Source organism: Vulcaniibacterium thermophilum (assembly GCF_007923255.1).
Lineage (GTDB): Bacteria > Pseudomonadota > Gammaproteobacteria > Xanthomonadales > Xanthomonadaceae > Lysobacter_F > Lysobacter_F thermophilum.
Genome location: NZ_VOHJ01000011.1, coordinates 48,513 through 62,110, shown reverse-complemented (window position 1 = coordinate 62,110; position 13,598 = coordinate 48,513). Strand labels below are relative to the sequence as shown.

16 protein-coding genes are annotated in these 13,598 nt (G+C 71.6%); 5 read left to right on the top strand and 11 right to left on the bottom strand.

Annotated elements, in window-relative coordinates; genetic code table 11:
• Positions 1 to 22: 22 nt before the first annotated feature.
• From FQY64_RS06530 to FQY64_RS15040, 5 genes are all read right to left on the bottom strand, one after another.
• Positions 23 to 550, bottom strand: a complete 528-nt coding sequence (locus FQY64_RS06530) for a F0F1 ATP synthase subunit delta (protein WP_146473108.1) — start codon at positions 548 to 550, stop codon at positions 23 to 25.
• A gap of 8 nt (positions 551 to 558) precedes the next feature.
• A complete protein-coding gene (locus FQY64_RS06525) occupies positions 559 to 1,029 on the bottom strand; it encodes a F0F1 ATP synthase subunit B (protein ID WP_146473106.1) in 471 nt (156 codons plus the stop codon).
• 95 nt (positions 1,030 to 1,124) lie between these two features.
• Positions 1,125 to 1,436: a F0F1 ATP synthase subunit C gene (gene atpE, locus FQY64_RS06520; protein WP_146473104.1), complete on the bottom strand. Its 312-nt coding sequence runs from the start codon at positions 1,434 to 1,436 to the stop codon at positions 1,125 to 1,127.
• A gap of 58 nt (positions 1,437 to 1,494) precedes the next feature.
• Positions 1,495 to 2,292: a F0F1 ATP synthase subunit A gene (gene atpB, locus FQY64_RS06515; protein WP_146473102.1), complete on the bottom strand. Its 798-nt coding sequence runs from the start codon at positions 2,290 to 2,292 to the stop codon at positions 1,495 to 1,497.
• Between the two features lie 51 nt (positions 2,293 to 2,343).
• Entirely contained in the window at positions 2,344 to 2,715 is a 372-nt protein-coding gene (locus FQY64_RS15040) for an ATP synthase subunit I (RefSeq protein WP_146473100.1), read from the bottom strand.
• A gap of 210 nt (positions 2,716 to 2,925) precedes the next feature.
• Between FQY64_RS15040 and FQY64_RS06505 the strand changes: the two genes are divergently transcribed.
• Complete coding sequence (locus FQY64_RS06505; RefSeq protein ID WP_146473098.1) at positions 2,926 to 3,123, top strand: DUF2061 domain-containing protein; 198 nt, start codon at positions 2,926 to 2,928, stop codon at positions 3,121 to 3,123.
• A gap of 162 nt (positions 3,124 to 3,285) precedes the next feature.
• On the opposite strand, the gene FQY64_RS06500 is transcribed toward FQY64_RS06505, so the two are convergent.
• From FQY64_RS06500 to FQY64_RS06490, 3 genes are all read right to left on the bottom strand, one after another.
• Positions 3,286 to 4,002: an aspartate/glutamate racemase family protein gene (locus tag FQY64_RS06500; RefSeq protein WP_146473096.1), complete on the bottom strand. Its 717-nt coding sequence runs from the start codon at positions 4,000 to 4,002 to the stop codon at positions 3,286 to 3,288.
• 2 nt (positions 4,003 to 4,004) lie between these two features.
• Complete coding sequence (lpdA, locus tag FQY64_RS06495) at positions 4,005 to 5,813, bottom strand: dihydrolipoyl dehydrogenase (RefSeq protein ID WP_146473094.1); 1,809 nt, start codon at positions 5,811 to 5,813, stop codon at positions 4,005 to 4,007.
• Positions 5,814 to 5,931: 118 nt separating this feature from the next.
• Positions 5,932 to 7,332: a dihydrolipoyllysine-residue acetyltransferase gene (locus FQY64_RS06490; protein ID WP_146473092.1), complete on the bottom strand. Its 1,401-nt coding sequence runs from the start codon at positions 7,330 to 7,332 to the stop codon at positions 5,932 to 5,934.
• A gap of 279 nt (positions 7,333 to 7,611) precedes the next feature.
• Between FQY64_RS06490 and FQY64_RS06485 the strand changes: the two genes are divergently transcribed.
• Positions 7,612 to 8,250 carry an OmpW/AlkL family protein gene (locus FQY64_RS06485; protein WP_146473090.1) on the top strand — a complete coding sequence of 213 codons (639 nt, stop codon included), beginning with the start codon at positions 7,612 to 7,614 and terminating at the stop codon, positions 8,248 to 8,250.
• A 57-nt stretch (positions 8,251 to 8,307) separates the two neighbouring features.
• On the opposite strand, the gene FQY64_RS06480 is transcribed toward FQY64_RS06485, so the two are convergent.
• The gene (locus FQY64_RS06480; RefSeq protein WP_146473088.1) at positions 8,308 to 9,087 is read right to left on the bottom strand and encodes a VOC family protein; all 780 of its coding nucleotides are present in this window, start codon (positions 9,085 to 9,087) and stop codon (positions 8,308 to 8,310) included.
• Positions 9,088 to 9,227: 140 nt separating this feature from the next.
• Between FQY64_RS06480 and FQY64_RS06475 the strand changes: the two genes are divergently transcribed.
• Genes FQY64_RS06475 through lpxL form a run of 3 tightly spaced genes read left to right on the top strand, consistent with a single transcriptional unit; the run spans position 9,228 to position 11,155 of the window.
• Positions 9,228 to 9,425, top strand: a complete 198-nt coding sequence (locus tag FQY64_RS06475; RefSeq protein ID WP_146473086.1) for a hypothetical protein — start codon at positions 9,228 to 9,230, stop codon at positions 9,423 to 9,425.
• Between the two features lie 2 nt (positions 9,426 to 9,427).
• The gene (locus tag FQY64_RS06470) at positions 9,428 to 10,162 is read left to right on the top strand and encodes a DNA-formamidopyrimidine glycosylase family protein (protein ID WP_146473084.1); all 735 of its coding nucleotides are present in this window, start codon (positions 9,428 to 9,430) and stop codon (positions 10,160 to 10,162) included.
• A 51-nt stretch (positions 10,163 to 10,213) separates the two neighbouring features.
• Positions 10,214 to 11,155 carry an LpxL/LpxP family Kdo(2)-lipid IV(A) lauroyl/palmitoleoyl acyltransferase gene (gene lpxL, locus FQY64_RS06465; protein WP_146473082.1) on the top strand — a complete coding sequence of 314 codons (942 nt, stop codon included), beginning with the start codon at positions 10,214 to 10,216 and terminating at the stop codon, positions 11,153 to 11,155.
• Positions 11,156 to 11,195: 40 nt separating this feature from the next.
• Here the strand turns inward: lpxL and FQY64_RS06460 are convergent, their stop codons facing one another.
• Positions 11,196 to 12,515: an O-antigen ligase family protein gene (locus tag FQY64_RS06460; RefSeq protein WP_229814882.1), complete on the bottom strand. Its 1,320-nt coding sequence runs from the start codon at positions 12,513 to 12,515 to the stop codon at positions 11,196 to 11,198.
• Positions 12,481 to 13,593, bottom strand: coding sequence for a glycosyltransferase (locus FQY64_RS06455; RefSeq protein WP_146473080.1), 1,113 nt, complete (start codon positions 13,591 to 13,593; stop codon positions 12,481 to 12,483). The genes FQY64_RS06460 and FQY64_RS06455 overlap by 35 nt, the downstream gene beginning before the upstream one ends.
• Positions 13,594 to 13,598: the final 5 nt, after the last annotated feature.

Here is a 13,598-nt window from a genome sequence, read left to right as displayed (position 1 = left end):
CCGGAATGGCAATGGAATTCGGTCAGGCGGCCAGCATGTTCTGCAGGCGCGCCAGCTTGCCCTTCAGCGAGCCGTCGATCACGACGTCGCCGGCGTCGATGACCGCGCCGCCGATCAGCGTCGGATCGACCGCGGTCTCCAGTTCGATCTCGCGACCGAAGCGGCGACGCAGCGCGGCGCGGATCGACTCCAGAGTGTCGCCCGGCAGCGCGGTGGCGGCGGTGACGCGCGCCCTGACGATGCGCTCGGCGTCGGCACGCAACTGCTCGAACAGCCCGGCGATCTCCGGCAGCAGCGCCAGCCGGCGGTTCTCCGCCAGCAGCGCCAGGAACCGCTGCAGCGACTCGTCGGCGCCGTCCGGCGCGACCAGCGCGACCGCGTCGGCGACGGCAAGCTGCGGGTGCTTGAGCAGCGCCTGCGCCTGCGGGTCTTCCGCCACGCGCGCCGCGAAGGCGAGCGCGCGCGACCACTCCGCGGCGCGGCCCTGCTCGCGCGCCAGCGCGAAAGCGGCGCGGGCGTACGGACGGGCGAGGGTGACGGGCTGGCTCATGGCGTCACTCAGATCTGGGCGGCGAGTTCGTCGAGCAGCGCCTTGTGGGCGTTGGCGTCGATCTCGCGCTGGATCAGCTTCTCGGCGCCGGCCACGGCGAGCACGGCGACCTGGCGACGCAGGTCCTCGCGCGCGCGGTTGGCGGCGGCGTCGATCTCGGCGAGCGCGATCGCCTTCTGGCGTTCGGCCTCGACGATCGCTTCCTGCCTGGCCTGTTCGACGATCTGGTTGGCGCGCTGGTGGGCCTGCTCGATGATCTCGTTGGCCTTGACGCGCGCCTCGCGCAGCGCGGCGTCGACCTTCTCCTGCGCCTGGGCGAGATCCTTCTGGCTGCGGTCGGCCGCAGCCAGGCCCTCGGCGATCTTCTGCTGGCGCTCCTCGATGGCGCGCAGCAGCGGCGGCCAGATCTTGGTCGCGATCAGCCAGATCAGGCCGGCGAAGGCCAGCGCCTGGGCGAATAGGGTGAGGTTGATGTTCATCGGCTAACGCTCTGCCTGAGGGGACGGCCAGGCGCGTGGGCGCCCGTGGAGCGACCGCGCTGCGGACGGTCCGTCCGCAGCGCGAGGCGTGCGACTTACTGCGCGGCGGCGGCCGGCGCCGAAGCGGCGGCGGTGGTGACACGGCCCGACAGCGGGTTCGCGAACGCGAGCAGCAGCGCCACGGCGACCGTGATGATGAACGCCGCGTCGATCAGGCCGGCGGTGATGAACATGCGGACCTGCAACACCGGAATCAGCTCCGGCTGACGCGCCGAGGACTCCAGGAACTTGCCGGCCATGATGGCCAGACCGATACCGGCGCCCAGCGCCGCGAGACCGATCATCAGGCCGATGGCCAGAGCGGTCGAGGCTTCGACTTGGGCGAGCTGGGTCAGGACGTTTTCCATGGTTTTCTCCGGTGCGGTAGTGCGAAAGGTGGAAGGGAAAGCGGAACAGGACGAGCCGTCAGTGCGCCTCTTCGGACAGGCTCAGGTAGACGATCGACAGCATCATGAAAATGAAGGCCTGCAGCGGGATCACCAGCAGGTGGAAGATCATCCAGCCGAGGCCGAAGACGCCGCCGGCGAGCGCGCCGAGCAGGCCGGCGCCGCCCAGCACCCAGATCAGCAGGAACACGATCTCGCCGCCGAACATGTTGCCGAACAGTCGCATCGCCAGCGACACCGGCTTGCTCAGCCATTCGACGATGTTGAGCAGCAGGTTGAACGGCATCATCCACTTGCCGAACGGCGCGGTCAGGAACTCGTGGGTGAAGCCGCCGAAGCCCTTCGAACGGATCGAGAAGAACAGCATCAGGAAGAAGACGCTGATCGACATGCCGAGCGTGGCGTTGACGTCGGCGGTCGGCACCGGCTTGAAGTACGGCACGCCGGCCAGCTCGAGCGGCTTGGCGATGAAGTCGGCCGGGATCATCTTGATGAGGTTCATCAGGAGGATCCAGAAGAACAGGGTGATCGCGATCGGCGTCACCAGCCGGCTCGGGCCGTGGTAGGTGTCGCGCGCCTGGCGGTCGACGAACTCGAGGCAGATCTCGACGAACGCCTGCCACTTGCCCGGCACGCCGGAGGTCGGCTTGCGCGTGGCCAGCCAGAACAGCACCACCATCAGCAGGCCGAGGCCGACCGACATGACCAGGGTGTCGAGGTGCAGGGTCCAGAACCCGCCCTCGCCGACCTGGACGGTCAGGTTGTGCAGGTGATGCTGGATGTAGCCGGTGGGAGTGAGTTCCGCCTCGCTCGCCATATCCCCAATCCTGGAAAAGGTTGAATTCGTCGATTGCGGGCCGCGCGGGGCTCAGCGCGACCGCTGCAGCGAGGCCAGCACCTGCGCGCCGAGCGCGACCACGATGCCGACCAGCAGCGGCACGGGCGGCAGGCGCCACACGCCGAAGCCCACACCCAGCGCCGCGAAAACCAGCGCCCATTTGGCGATCAGACCGACGAACCAGCGCACCAGCGCCGCACCCGCCGGACCGATGCCGCCTCCGAGCATGAGCCGGGCCGACAGCCACGAGCCCAGCATCACCGCGATCCCGCCCACCACCGCGGCCAGCGCCTGCCGCGGACCGGCGGCCACGAACACCAGCGCCGTCGCCGCGACCGCTCCGGCCTGCCAGGCGACCGCGCGAATCGCCACGCGGCGACCTGTGGACAGGGGATCGTGCACGTGGAACTCGTCGGGCTGGAGGTGGGCGTGAAAACCGCCCGGGGAAGCCGCAAAAGTATAGCCCGCGCAGTGGGTTGCGGCAACCGCCGGAAGACCGGCCGGGCCGGGGCGCGATCGCCGCCGGCTATCGGCGCGGAAGGAACAAACGATTGGACATCGCCCGGCACGGGGCGAAGATGGGAACCGTTCTCGTTTGTTCGCGAGGGTTCCATGCGCAAGACCCTGAGCTTCGCCGGCATCCATTTCCTGGTCGCGTTCGGCGTCGGCTACCTGCTGACGGGGAACGTCTGGGTCGGCGGCGCGCTGGCGCTGGTGGAGCCGGCCTGCAACACGGTCGCCTTCCATCTGCACGAGAAGGCGTGGAAGCGCCTCGAGCGCCGACGGCGCGCGCGCGTGCTGGAGGCCTGACGGGCGGATGCGGCGATTCACGCGTTCAGACGGCGCCACGCCGCCGCGGAACCTTTCGCCGGCACGCGGGTCATGATGGTGGACGCCCCCGCACGCCACTCCTCGTCACGGCAACGCGGCGGGGGACTCCGAAGCCCCGGTCCCGGCCGGGGCTTCGCCTTTTCAGGCGACGGCGGCGGCCGCCGGAGCCGTGGCGAGCGCCCAGTCGGCGCTGTCCTCGGCGTGGATGCGGGTGGTGTCGAACAGCGGCACGACGGCATCGTCGTCGCCGACCAAGAGGCCGATCTCGGTGCAGCCGAGGATGATGCCCTCGCAACCCTCGGCGGCGAGCGCGGCCATGATCGCGCGGTAGCGTTCGCGCGAGGCTTCGACGATCCGGCCGCGGCACAGCTCCTCGTAGATCACGCGGTGCACCTCGGCGCGCGTGTCGGCATCGGGCACGCGCACCGTGAGCCCCGCGCGCTCCAGCCGCTCGCGGTAGAACGCCTGTTCCATGGTGAAGCGCGTGCCGAGCAGGCCGACGCGCACGATCCCCGCCTCGCGGATGCGACGCGCGGTGGCATCGGCGATGTGCAGCAGCGGCAGCCCGCTTGCGGCCTCCACCTGCGGCGCGACGAGGTGCATCGTGTTGGTGCAGATCACGAGCGCGTCCGCGCCGGCCGCGGCCAGGCGCCGCCCGGCGTCGGCGAGCATCGCGCCGGCTTCGTCCCAGCGCCCCTGGTGCTGCAGCGCTTCGATCTCCGCGAAGTCCACGCTGTAGAGCAGCAACCTGGCCGAGTGCAGCCCGCCCAGCCGCTCGCGCACGCGTTCGTTGATGAGCCGGTAGTAGGAAATCGTCGATTCCCAGCTCATGCCGCCGAGCAGGCCGAGGGTGCGCATCGCTATCTCTTCTTCGGGAGGTAGAGGTCGGTGATGGTGCCTTCGTACACCTCGGCCGCCATCGCCACCGATTCGCTCAGGGTGGGATGCGGATGGATGGTGTGGCCGATGTCGGCCGCCTCGGCGCCCATCTCGATGGCCAGCGCGATCTCGGCGATCAGCTCGCCCGCGTGCGGGCCGACGATGCCGCCGCCGATCACGCGATGGGAGGCCTCGTCGAACACCAGCTTGGTGACGCCTTCGGTGCGGCCGAGGCCGATCGCGCGGCCGCTCGCCGCCCACGGGAACTTGCCGACGCCGACCTTCAGGCCCTTCGCCTTCGCCTCGGTTTCGGTGACGCCGACCCAGGCGATTTCCGGATCGGTGTAGGCCACCGACGGAATCACGCGCGCGATCCACTCGCGCTTCTCGCCGGCGGCGACTTCGGCCGCCAGCTTGCCCTCGTGGGTGGCCTTGTGCGCCAGCATCGGATTGCCGACCAGATCGCCGATCGCGAAGATGTGCGGCACGTTGGTGCGCATCTGGCGGTCGACCGGGATGAAGCCGCGCTCGGTGACGGTGACGCCGGCCTTGTGCGCGTCGATCCGGTTGCCGTTGGGCGCGCGGCCGACCGCCACCAGCACGCGGTCGAACGGCTTCGTCTCGGGAATACTGGCGCCGTCGAACGTGCAGGCGATGCCGTTCTTCTGTGGCCTGGCCTCGGCCACTTTCGTCTGCAGATGCACCGCCACGCCCTGCTTCTTCAGGCGGTCGGCGAGCGGCTTGACCAGGTCCGCATCGGCGCCGGGCATCAACTGCCCGGCGAGTTCGACCACGGTCACTTCGCTGCCGAGCGCGCGGTACACGGTGGCCATTTCCAGGCCGATGATGCCGCCGCCGACCACCAGCAGCCTCTTCGGCACCTCGGCCAGTTCGAGCGCGTCGGTGGAATCCATCACCCGCGGATCGTCCCACGGGAAGCCCGGCAGCTTCACCGGCTGCGAACCGGCGGCGATGATGCACTGCTCGAAGCGGATCAGTTGCGTGCCGCCCTCGCCCTGCACTTCCAGCTCGTGCGGCGAGACGAAGCGACCGCTGCCCTGCACCACGCGCACCTTGCGCTGTTTGGCCATGCCGGCCAGGCCCTTGGTGAGCTGGCCGACCACCTTCTCCTTGTACGCGCGCAGCGCATCGAGCGCGATCTTCGGCGCGCCGAAGTCGATGCCGTACTCCTTCGCGTGCGCCGCCTCGTCGATCACCGCCGCCGCGTGCAGCAGCGCCTTCGACGGAATGCAGCCGACGTTGAGGCAGACGCCGCCGAGAGTCGGGTAACGCTCGACCAGCACGGTGTCGAGGCCGAGGTCGGCGGCGCGGAACGCGGCGGTGTAGCCGCCGGGGCCGGCGCCGAGCACCAGCATGCGGCATTCGACGTCGGCCTTGCGGCCGCTGGCCGCGGCGGCCTGCGGCGCCGCCCCCTCGCCGCGCCCCTCTCCTCCGCGCGTCGGGGACGAGGGGGAAGCGGCCGGCGACGGCGCCCCCTCGCCCCGGTCCTTCCCGCGCGATGAGGGAGAGGGAGAAGAAGCGGCTTCCGCGCCCGCCGCTTCGACGATCGCGATCACGGCGCCTTCGGACACCGTATCGCCGACCTTCACCTTCAGCTCCTTGACCACGCCGTCGACCGACGACGGCACCTCCATCGTCGCCTTGTCGGATTCCAGCGTGACCAGGCCCTGGTCCTTGCGCACGGCGTCGCCGGGCGCGACCAGCAATTCGATCACCGGCACGCCTTCGAAATCGCCGATGTCGGGCACCTTCACTTCGATCGTCGCCATTGCGGGATTCCTGTCGGGCGGGCCTTGGCCCGCCATTGCCATGTTCGACCGCGCGCGGCAGGGTGCGCACGCGGCGGGGTGCGCGCGGCGGATTGCGCGCGGCGGGTCGGAACCCGCCCTACAGCAGCACGCGGCGCATGTCCGCGAGCAACTGGCCGAGGTAGGCGGTGAAGCGCGCGGCGGCGGCGCCGTCGATCACGCGGTGGTCGTAGGACAACGACAGCGGCAGCATCAGCCGCGGCACGAACTGGGCGCCATCCCACACCGGCTTCATCGCCGACTTCGAGACGCCCAGGATGGCCACTTCCGGCGCGTTGACGATCGGGGTGAACGCGGTGCCGCCGATGCCGCCGAGCGAGCTGATCGAGAAGCAGCCGCCGCTCATCTCCGCCGGCGTCAGCTTGCCCTCGCGGGCGCGGGCGGCGAGCTCCGCGGTTTCCTTCGCCAGTTCGAGCACGCCCTTGCGGTCGACGTCGCGCACCACCGGCACCACCAGCCCGTTCGGCGTGTCGGCGGCGAAGCCGATATGGAAGTACTTCTTCAGCACCAGGTGCTCGCCGCTGCCATCGAGCGAGGCGTTGAACTCGGGATACTTCTTCAGCGCGACCACGCACGCCTTCATCAGGAACGCGAGCATGGTCAGCTTGATGCCGGCCTTCTCGTGCTCCTTGTTGAGCTGCACGCGCAGCGCCTCGAGGTCGGTGATGTCCGCCTCGTCGTGCTGGGTGACGTGCGGGATCATCGCCCAGTTGCGGGCGAGGTTGGCGCCGGAAATCTTCTTGATGCGCGACAGCTCGCGCACTTCGATCTCGCCGAACTTCGCGAAGTCGACCTTCGGCCACGGCAGCAGATTCAGGCCGCCGCCCGCGGGCGTGCCGGCCTGCGGCGCCGGCGCGCCGCCCTGCATCACCGACTTCACGAACGCCTGCACGTCCTCCTTGGTGATGCGGCCGTTGCGGGCGCTGCCCTGGACGCGGGCGAGATCGACGCCGAGCTCGCGCGCGAACAGGCGCACCGCGGGGCTGGCGTAAGGCACGTTGGAAGGCAGCAGTTCCTCGGCGCCGAACGCCACCGGCGGCGTGCGCGGCGACGGCACCTCGCCCTCGCCCTGCGGTGCGCTCGAGGCCAGCTGCGCGATCGGGCTCTGCGCGATCTCGCGCTGCGCGAGGCGGTCGGGTTGCGTGGACGGAGCGACCGGCTCCAGCCGGGTGTCGGGCTCGCTGCCGGCGCTCGCCGCGGCCGGCGCCGGTTCGGCCGTGCGCGCCGCGGGCGCGGGCGCGGCGGCCTCGATCAGCGCCACCACCGTCCCTTCGGACACGGTGTCGCCGACCTTCACCCGCAGCTCGCGCACGATGCCGTCGAACGGCGCGGGCACCTCCATCGTCGCCTTGTCGGATTCGAGCGTGACCAGGCCCTGATCGGCCTTGACCGTGTCGCCGACGGCGACCAGCAGCTCGATGACCGGCACGCCCTCGAAATCGCCGATATCGGGGACGCGTGCTTCCTTCAGCTCTGCCATGGGGGCTCCGCAGTGCGATGCGCGAAGCCCCTATTGTGTCCGTGCGGGACGGATCGCGCCAATCGCCGGTGGAACGCTGCAAACGTATGCGCGCGACATGCGTTGGCCGGATCGGCGCGCGCTCACCCTCCGCCGACGTCGATGAACCCGCTTTGAGCGCACGTGCGCTCGCGCATGGTGCGCGCCGGATTCGGTTCATGCGCGCTTGGCTAGGGTCGGTCGCGCCATCCGGCACCGCCTTCCTCAAGGCGACCACAACGACATTTGAGGAGAGCTGTCATGCGAAACCGTTCCTTGACCCTGGCCCTGCTCGCTTCCCTGGCCGCCATGCCTGCCTTCGCGCAGGACGAATCCGCCTCCCCCACCGCCAAGCGCTTCTCCGTGACCGGCGGCTACGCGCTGAGCGAGCCGAAAAGCGACACCGGCCGCATCGCCGGCAGCGAATCCGATTTCGGCGGCGACGGCGCGCCTACGCTCGGTGCGACCTGGCACATCAACGACAACTTCGCCGTCGAAGCCTGGGGCGCCGATGCGTTCGGCCATCGGGTGGAACTGGGCGGCGCCAAGGCGGCCAGCGTGAAGGCGCAGCCGTACGCGCTGAGCGCGCAGTACCACTTCGGCGATGCGGCGCGGACCGTGCGGCCGTTCGTCGGCCTGGGCTATTACGAGATGAACTTCAAGGACGAGGAGGCGAGCGCGGGCGGTCCGCTGGCGGGCAACCGCATCGGCATCGACACCGCGAAGGGGCCGATGGCCACGGTCGGCGTGGACTTCAACATCACCCCGACCTGGTTCGCCCGCACCGACGTGCGCTACCTGCACACCGGCGCCACCGACGTCCGGGTGAACGGCGTCGACGCGGCGGAAGCCGAGCTCGACCCGGTGGTGGTGGGCGTGGGCATCGGCGCGCGCTTCTGACCGCCATCTGCGGCGGGCCCCATGCGGGCCCGCCGCGTCCACGCTCGGCGCGCGTCCTCAGCAGGCCTGCGCCAGCGCGATGAGGTAGAAGCCGGCGCCGGCGGGATCGTCGATGCGGGCGATGCGGCCCACGCCCGGCGCGTCGAACGCCGGCACGCACACCGTCCCGCCCAGCGTCTGCGCGCGCGCCACCGCGGCGTCGACGTCCTCCACCTGCACGTAGAGCGACCAGTGCGCGGGTATCTCGCCCCACTCGGGCGTCATCTGCATCAGGCCGCCGAGCGTGCCGTCGGCATTGCCGAACAGGCGGTAGGGCACCGGCGAGGCGTCGTGGCTGTGCATGCTCCATTCGAACAGCCGGGTGTAGAACGCCTCGTCGCGTTCGATGTCGCGCGTGGCGAGCTCCACCCAGCACACCGCGTTGCGCTCGCGCACCGCCTCCACGCCGGGATGGTCGTAGGGCTGGTAGAGCGAGAACACCGCGCCGCCGGGGTCGGCGCACACCGCCACGCGCGCGTGCGGGTCGACGTCGAACGGCTCGACCACGACGCTGCCGCCGAGCGCGCGCACCTCGCCGGCCGCGTAATCGCAGTCTTCCACGCGGAAGTAGACGCCCCAGTTCGAGGGCATCGCGGCGGCCTCGGCGCCGAGCGGGTAACAGGCGGCGACCACCCGGTCGTCGAGCCGGAACAGGGTGTAGCGGCTGCCGTCGGGCATCGGCGAATGCTCCCTCGTCCAGCCGAACAGCGCGGTGTAGAACGCTTCTGCGGCGGCTGCGTCCCGGGTGCCGAGCTCGAACCAGTTCGGCGAGCCTGTGGCGTGCGAGCGGACGTTCATCGTGGGCCCTCCTGGCGGGCCTGCCACGCTACGCCCCGCGCGGCGCGCTGTCACGGCGCGACGCAGCGCACGCGGCGTTCACGGCCCGTGGCCCGGCCGCAGGCTAGCGTTCCGCCGTTTTCCCCCAACCCACGGACGCCATGACCACCAAACTGGAGAAGCCCATCCGGCGCGAGATCGCGATCGACGACCGCGCCTACACGCTGACCATCGACCCCGACGGGCTGAAGCTGGTCGAGAAGGGTCACCGCAAGGGCGTGCAGTTGCGCTGGCAGGATCTGGTCAACGGCGACGCCGCGCTCGCCGCCGCGTTGAACGCGAGCGTGCGCGCCGACTGACGATGCCGGAGGGCCCCTCGATCGTCATTCTCCGCGAGGAGGCCGAGCGCTTCGTCGGCCGGCGCGTGCTGGAGGTCGAGGGCAACAGCCGGCTCGACATCGCCCGGCTGAAGGGCCGCACGCTGCGCGGCGTGCGCAGTTGGGGCAAGCATTTCCTGATGGACTTCGGCAGCGAGGCGCTGCGCGTGCATTTCATGCTGTGGGGCCGCTACCGGATCGACGATCCCAGCGGCGCCACGCCGCGGCTGGCGCTGCGCTTCCGCAACGGCCGCATCGACTTCTACGCCTGCTCGCTGCGCTTCCTGGACGACGCCCCCGACGCGCTCTACGACTGGAGCGCGGACGTGATGGCCGACGAATGGGATCCGGCCGCCGCACGCCGCAAGCTGCGCGCGCGGCCGGATGCGCTGGTCTGCGACGCGCTGCTGGACCAGGACGTGTTCGCGGGCGTCGGCAACATCATCAAGAACGAGGTGCTGTTCCGGATCCGCGTGCATCCGGAGAGCACGGTGGGCGCGCTGCCGGCGCGCAAGCTGGGCGAGCTGGTCGCGCAGGCGCGCGAGTACAGCTTCGACTTCTACGCCTGGAAGAAGGCCTACGTGCTGAAGAAGCACTGGCAGGTGCACACGCGCAGCGTCTGCCCGCGCGACGGCGCGCGCCTGCAGTACCGCAGGGCGCTGGGACGGGCGCAACGGCGCGCGTTCTGGTGCGACGTGTGCCAGCGGCTTTACCGCTAGCGCGGAACGCGACGAATCGGCCCATCGCGCCGGTTCCGTAGAATCGCGCCGATGAGCTCGCCCTCCCCCACTTGCGCCGGCGCACCGCCGCGGCATCCGCGCCATTGGCCGACCTGGGTCGCGGTGGCCGCGATGGCGCTCGCGGCGCGGCTGCCGTGGCCGTTGCAGCGCGCGCTGGGCGGCGTGCTGGGCGGGGTGCTGCGCCTGATGGTGCCGCTTCGCCGGCGCGCCGCGCGGATCAACCTGCGGCTGTGCTTCCCCGCGATGACCGAGGCCGAGCGCGAGGCGCTGCTGCGCGCGAGCTTCCGCGATTTCGGCATCGGCCTGTTCGAGTTCGCGCGGGCGTGGTGGGGCTCGATCACGCCGATCCGGCGCCGGGCGCGCATCGAGGGCCTGGAGCATCTGACCGCGCTGCGTGCGCAGGGTCGCGGCGTGCTGCTGATCTCCGGCCATTTCATGACGCTGGAGACCTGCGGCCGCCTGCTCTGCGACCACGTGCCGCTGGCCGGCATGTACCGCCGCTACCGCAATCCGGTGATGGAGTGGGCGGTCAAGCGCGGCCGCCTGCGCTATGCGGCGGCGATGTTCGGCAACGACGAGGTGCGCGCCGCGCTGCGCCATCTCAAGCAGGGCGGGCTGCTGTGGTACGCGCCGGACCAGGACATGCGCGGCAAGGACACCGTGTTCGCGCCGTTCTTCGGCGTGCCGGCGGCGACCATCACCGCCACCCACCAGTTCGCCCGTCTGACCGGCTGCGCGGTGGTGCCGTTCTTCCACCGCCGCGAGGGCGGCCGCTACGTGCTGCGGATCGCGCCGCCGCTGCCGGACTTCCCGTCCGACGACGCGACGGCCGACAGCGCACGGGTGAACGCCGCGATCGAGGCGATGGTGCGCGAGGCGCCGAGCCAGTACCTGTGGATCCACCGCCGCTTCAAGCGGCGCCCCGGCGGGGCGCGCTCGCCTTACCGCAGGAAGCAGGGAGCAGGGACATAGGGAGCAGGTCCCGCCCACCCGATCCCCGAACCCCGGATCGCTAATCCCGGCCCCGCGCCAGCAGGCTGCCGGCGAACAGCGCGGCCAGCATCAGCGTCAGCCCGCCCCAGAACGTCGAGTAGAAGGCCAGGTGCGTGTTGAGCGGGAACACGGTCACCGCGAGCGCGAGCATCGCCGGACGCGCGCGGTCGCGCGCCGCCGGAGTGGCGTAACGCCAGGCGCGCCAGGCCAGCGCGACGCCGGCCAGCCACAGCAGCAGCCCGAACGCGCCGGTCTCGCTCAACACCTCCAGCACGATCTGGTGCGCATGCAGCGCGGGGCCCTCGCCCCACGCGGGCGGCTGGCCCGGCTGCGGGTCGCAGGCGGCGAACGCGTTGCGGAAGCCGCGCGCGCCGACACCGTTGAACGGATGCTCGCGCGCCATGCACCACGCCGCCGACCAGATCCGCGAGCGCCCGGCGAGCGCGCGGTCGACGTCGGCCTGCTCGGCGCTGAGCCCCGCCACCGTGCGGCCCACGCGTTCGCGCACCGGCGCCGACACCGTGCACAGCAGCGCCAGCGCCAGCGCGCCGAACGCGAACACGCCCAGCAGCTTCTTCCATCCGAGCACGCGCCAGCCGGAGAGCAGCAGCGCCAGCGCGAACGTGATCCACGCCGCGCGCGTGCCGGTCAGCAGCACGACCAGACCGACCGCTCCGGCGGCGAGCACCCAGCCCAGACCGCCGAGCCGGCGTCCGCCCACGTACAGCAGGAACGGCGACAGGCTGGCCAGCACCTGACCGAGCTTGAGATTGCACGGCCCGAGCACGCCGCCCAGCCGCGCGCCGTCCTGGATCTGGTCGGGCGGGCACAGCGGCCGGTCGCTGATCGCCTGCTTGGCCTGATCCAGCAGCGAGAACATCGGGCTGTGGCCCGACACCGCCTGCGCGAGCGCGTCGGCCGTCCACACCGCGACGATCGTCGCAAGGCCGACGAAGGTGACGCGCCGGCCGTGCGGGTTCGCCACCGCCGCCGCCGCCAGCCAGAGGAAGGGCAGATAGCGCAGGTCCTTCGCCGATTCGAGGAACGCGCGCGAGCGGTCCACCGCATCGAACGCCGATACCAGTTGCGGCAGCCAGTAGGCGAAGAACAGCACGCTGGTGAGCGCCCAGGCTTCGTGGCTGAGCAGCTGCGAGCCGCCGCGGAAGCGCTCCGCGAGCAGGCGCGCGATCGCCGCCAGCGCGCCGAGCACCAGCACGCCCTCGGCGATGCCCGGCATCGGCCACAGGGCGACGAACGCGAGCACCCACCACGGCGCCCAGCGCCAGCCGTCGGGCGTGCGCGGCTCAGCGGCGGTCTGCGAGTTCGGCGTAGACGGCAAGCGTGGCCTCCTGCATGGCGCGCAAGGTGTAGGGGATCGTAGCCGGCGGTGCGGGCGGATGGCGCAGCAACGCGTGCGCCGCGGCCCGCAGCGCCTGCGCGTCGAACGGCGTCACCGCGCCCTGCGGCTGCAGTTCGCGCAGCAGATCGCCGACGCCGCCGTGCGCCCAGCCGAGCACCGGACGGCCGACCGCCAGCGCCTCCAGCACGGTGCGGCCGAACGCCTCCGGCTTGCGCGAGAGCTGCAGGACGAGATCGGCGGCCGCGTAGGCGCGCGCGATCGCGTCGGTCGGTGCGGTGAAGGCGACCGCCTCGGCGATGCCGAGCGCGGCCGCTTCGCGCTCCAGTTCGGCGATGTAGGCCTCGCGCCCGGCCTCGCGCGCGCCGGGCAGCCACAGCGCGGCGTCGATGCCGTCCTCGTGCAGTCCCGCCAGCAGGCGCAGCGCATCGGCGTGCCCTTTCAGCCGCGTGCCGCGTCCGGGCAGCAGCAGCAGCGGGCGATCCGGCGCGAGCGCCGGATGCTGGCGCGCCGCCCACGCGCGCGCGTCGGTGTCCGGATGCGGCGCGCGCGGGAACGCCGCGGGCTCGATGCCGCGCGGGATCACGCACAGCCGGGCGGCATCGGTGTCGGGGTAGTGGCGAAGCACGTACTCGCGCACGCTGGGCGAGACGCAGATCACCCGCTCGCCGCGCGTCATCACCCGGCTGTAGCGCGAGGGCGAGTTGAGGCCGTGGACGGTGGTGACGAAGCGCGGGCGACGCGACGCGGGCAGCAGCCGCAGCGCGGCGAGCGCGACCCAGGCGGGCAGCCGCGAGCGCGCGTGCACCACGTCGGCCTCGGCGAACAGACGGCGCAGCGCGAGCGCGTGGCGGAACACCAGCGGCGTCTTGCGGCCGATCGGCAGGCGCACGTGCTCGGCGCCGAGCGCCTGCAGCCGCGGCACCAGCCGGCCGCCCGCCGACACCACCACCGCGCGATGGCCGGCGGCGACGAGCGCCTGCGCGATCTCCAGCGTCGAACGCTCCACCCCGCCCGACTCGAGCGCAGGCAGCACCTGGACGACGGTCAGCCGGCGCATCCGGC

Coding starts and splice junctions, on each gene's coding strand:
- lpxL (WP_146473082.1), top strand. CDS start 10,214: ATGAGCTCGCCCTCCCCCACTTGCGCCGGCGCACCGCCGCGGCATCCG.
- FQY64_RS06530 (WP_146473108.1), bottom strand. CDS start 550: ATGAGCCAGCCCGTCACCCTCGCCCGTCCGTACGCCCGCGCCGCTTTC.
- FQY64_RS06525 (WP_146473106.1), bottom strand. CDS start 1,029: ATGAACATCAACCTCACCCTATTCGCCCAGGCGCTGGCCTTCGCCGGC.
- atpE (WP_146473104.1), bottom strand. CDS start 1,436: ATGGAAAACGTCCTGACCCAGCTCGCCCAAGTCGAAGCCTCGACCGCT.
- FQY64_RS06470 (WP_146473084.1), top strand. CDS start 9,428: ATGCCGGAGGGCCCCTCGATCGTCATTCTCCGCGAGGAGGCCGAGCGC.
- FQY64_RS06480 (WP_146473088.1), bottom strand. CDS start 9,087: ATGAACGTCCGCTCGCACGCCACAGGCTCGCCGAACTGGTTCGAGCTC.
- FQY64_RS06455 (WP_146473080.1), bottom strand. CDS start 13,593: ATGCGCCGGCTGACCGTCGTCCAGGTGCTGCCTGCGCTCGAGTCGGGC.
- lpdA (WP_146473094.1), bottom strand. CDS start 5,813: ATGGCGACGATCGAAGTGAAGGTGCCCGACATCGGCGATTTCGAAGGC.
- FQY64_RS06505 (WP_146473098.1), top strand. CDS start 2,926: ATGCGCAAGACCCTGAGCTTCGCCGGCATCCATTTCCTGGTCGCGTTC.
- FQY64_RS06485 (WP_146473090.1), top strand. CDS start 7,612: ATGCGAAACCGTTCCTTGACCCTGGCCCTGCTCGCTTCCCTGGCCGCC.
- FQY64_RS06500 (WP_146473096.1), bottom strand. CDS start 4,002: ATGCGCACCCTCGGCCTGCTCGGCGGCATGAGCTGGGAATCGACGATT.
- FQY64_RS06475 (WP_146473086.1), top strand. CDS start 9,228: ATGACCACCAAACTGGAGAAGCCCATCCGGCGCGAGATCGCGATCGAC.
- FQY64_RS06490 (WP_146473092.1), bottom strand. CDS start 7,332: ATGGCAGAGCTGAAGGAAGCACGCGTCCCCGATATCGGCGATTTCGAG.
- atpB (WP_146473102.1), bottom strand. CDS start 2,292: ATGGCGAGCGAGGCGGAACTCACTCCCACCGGCTACATCCAGCATCAC.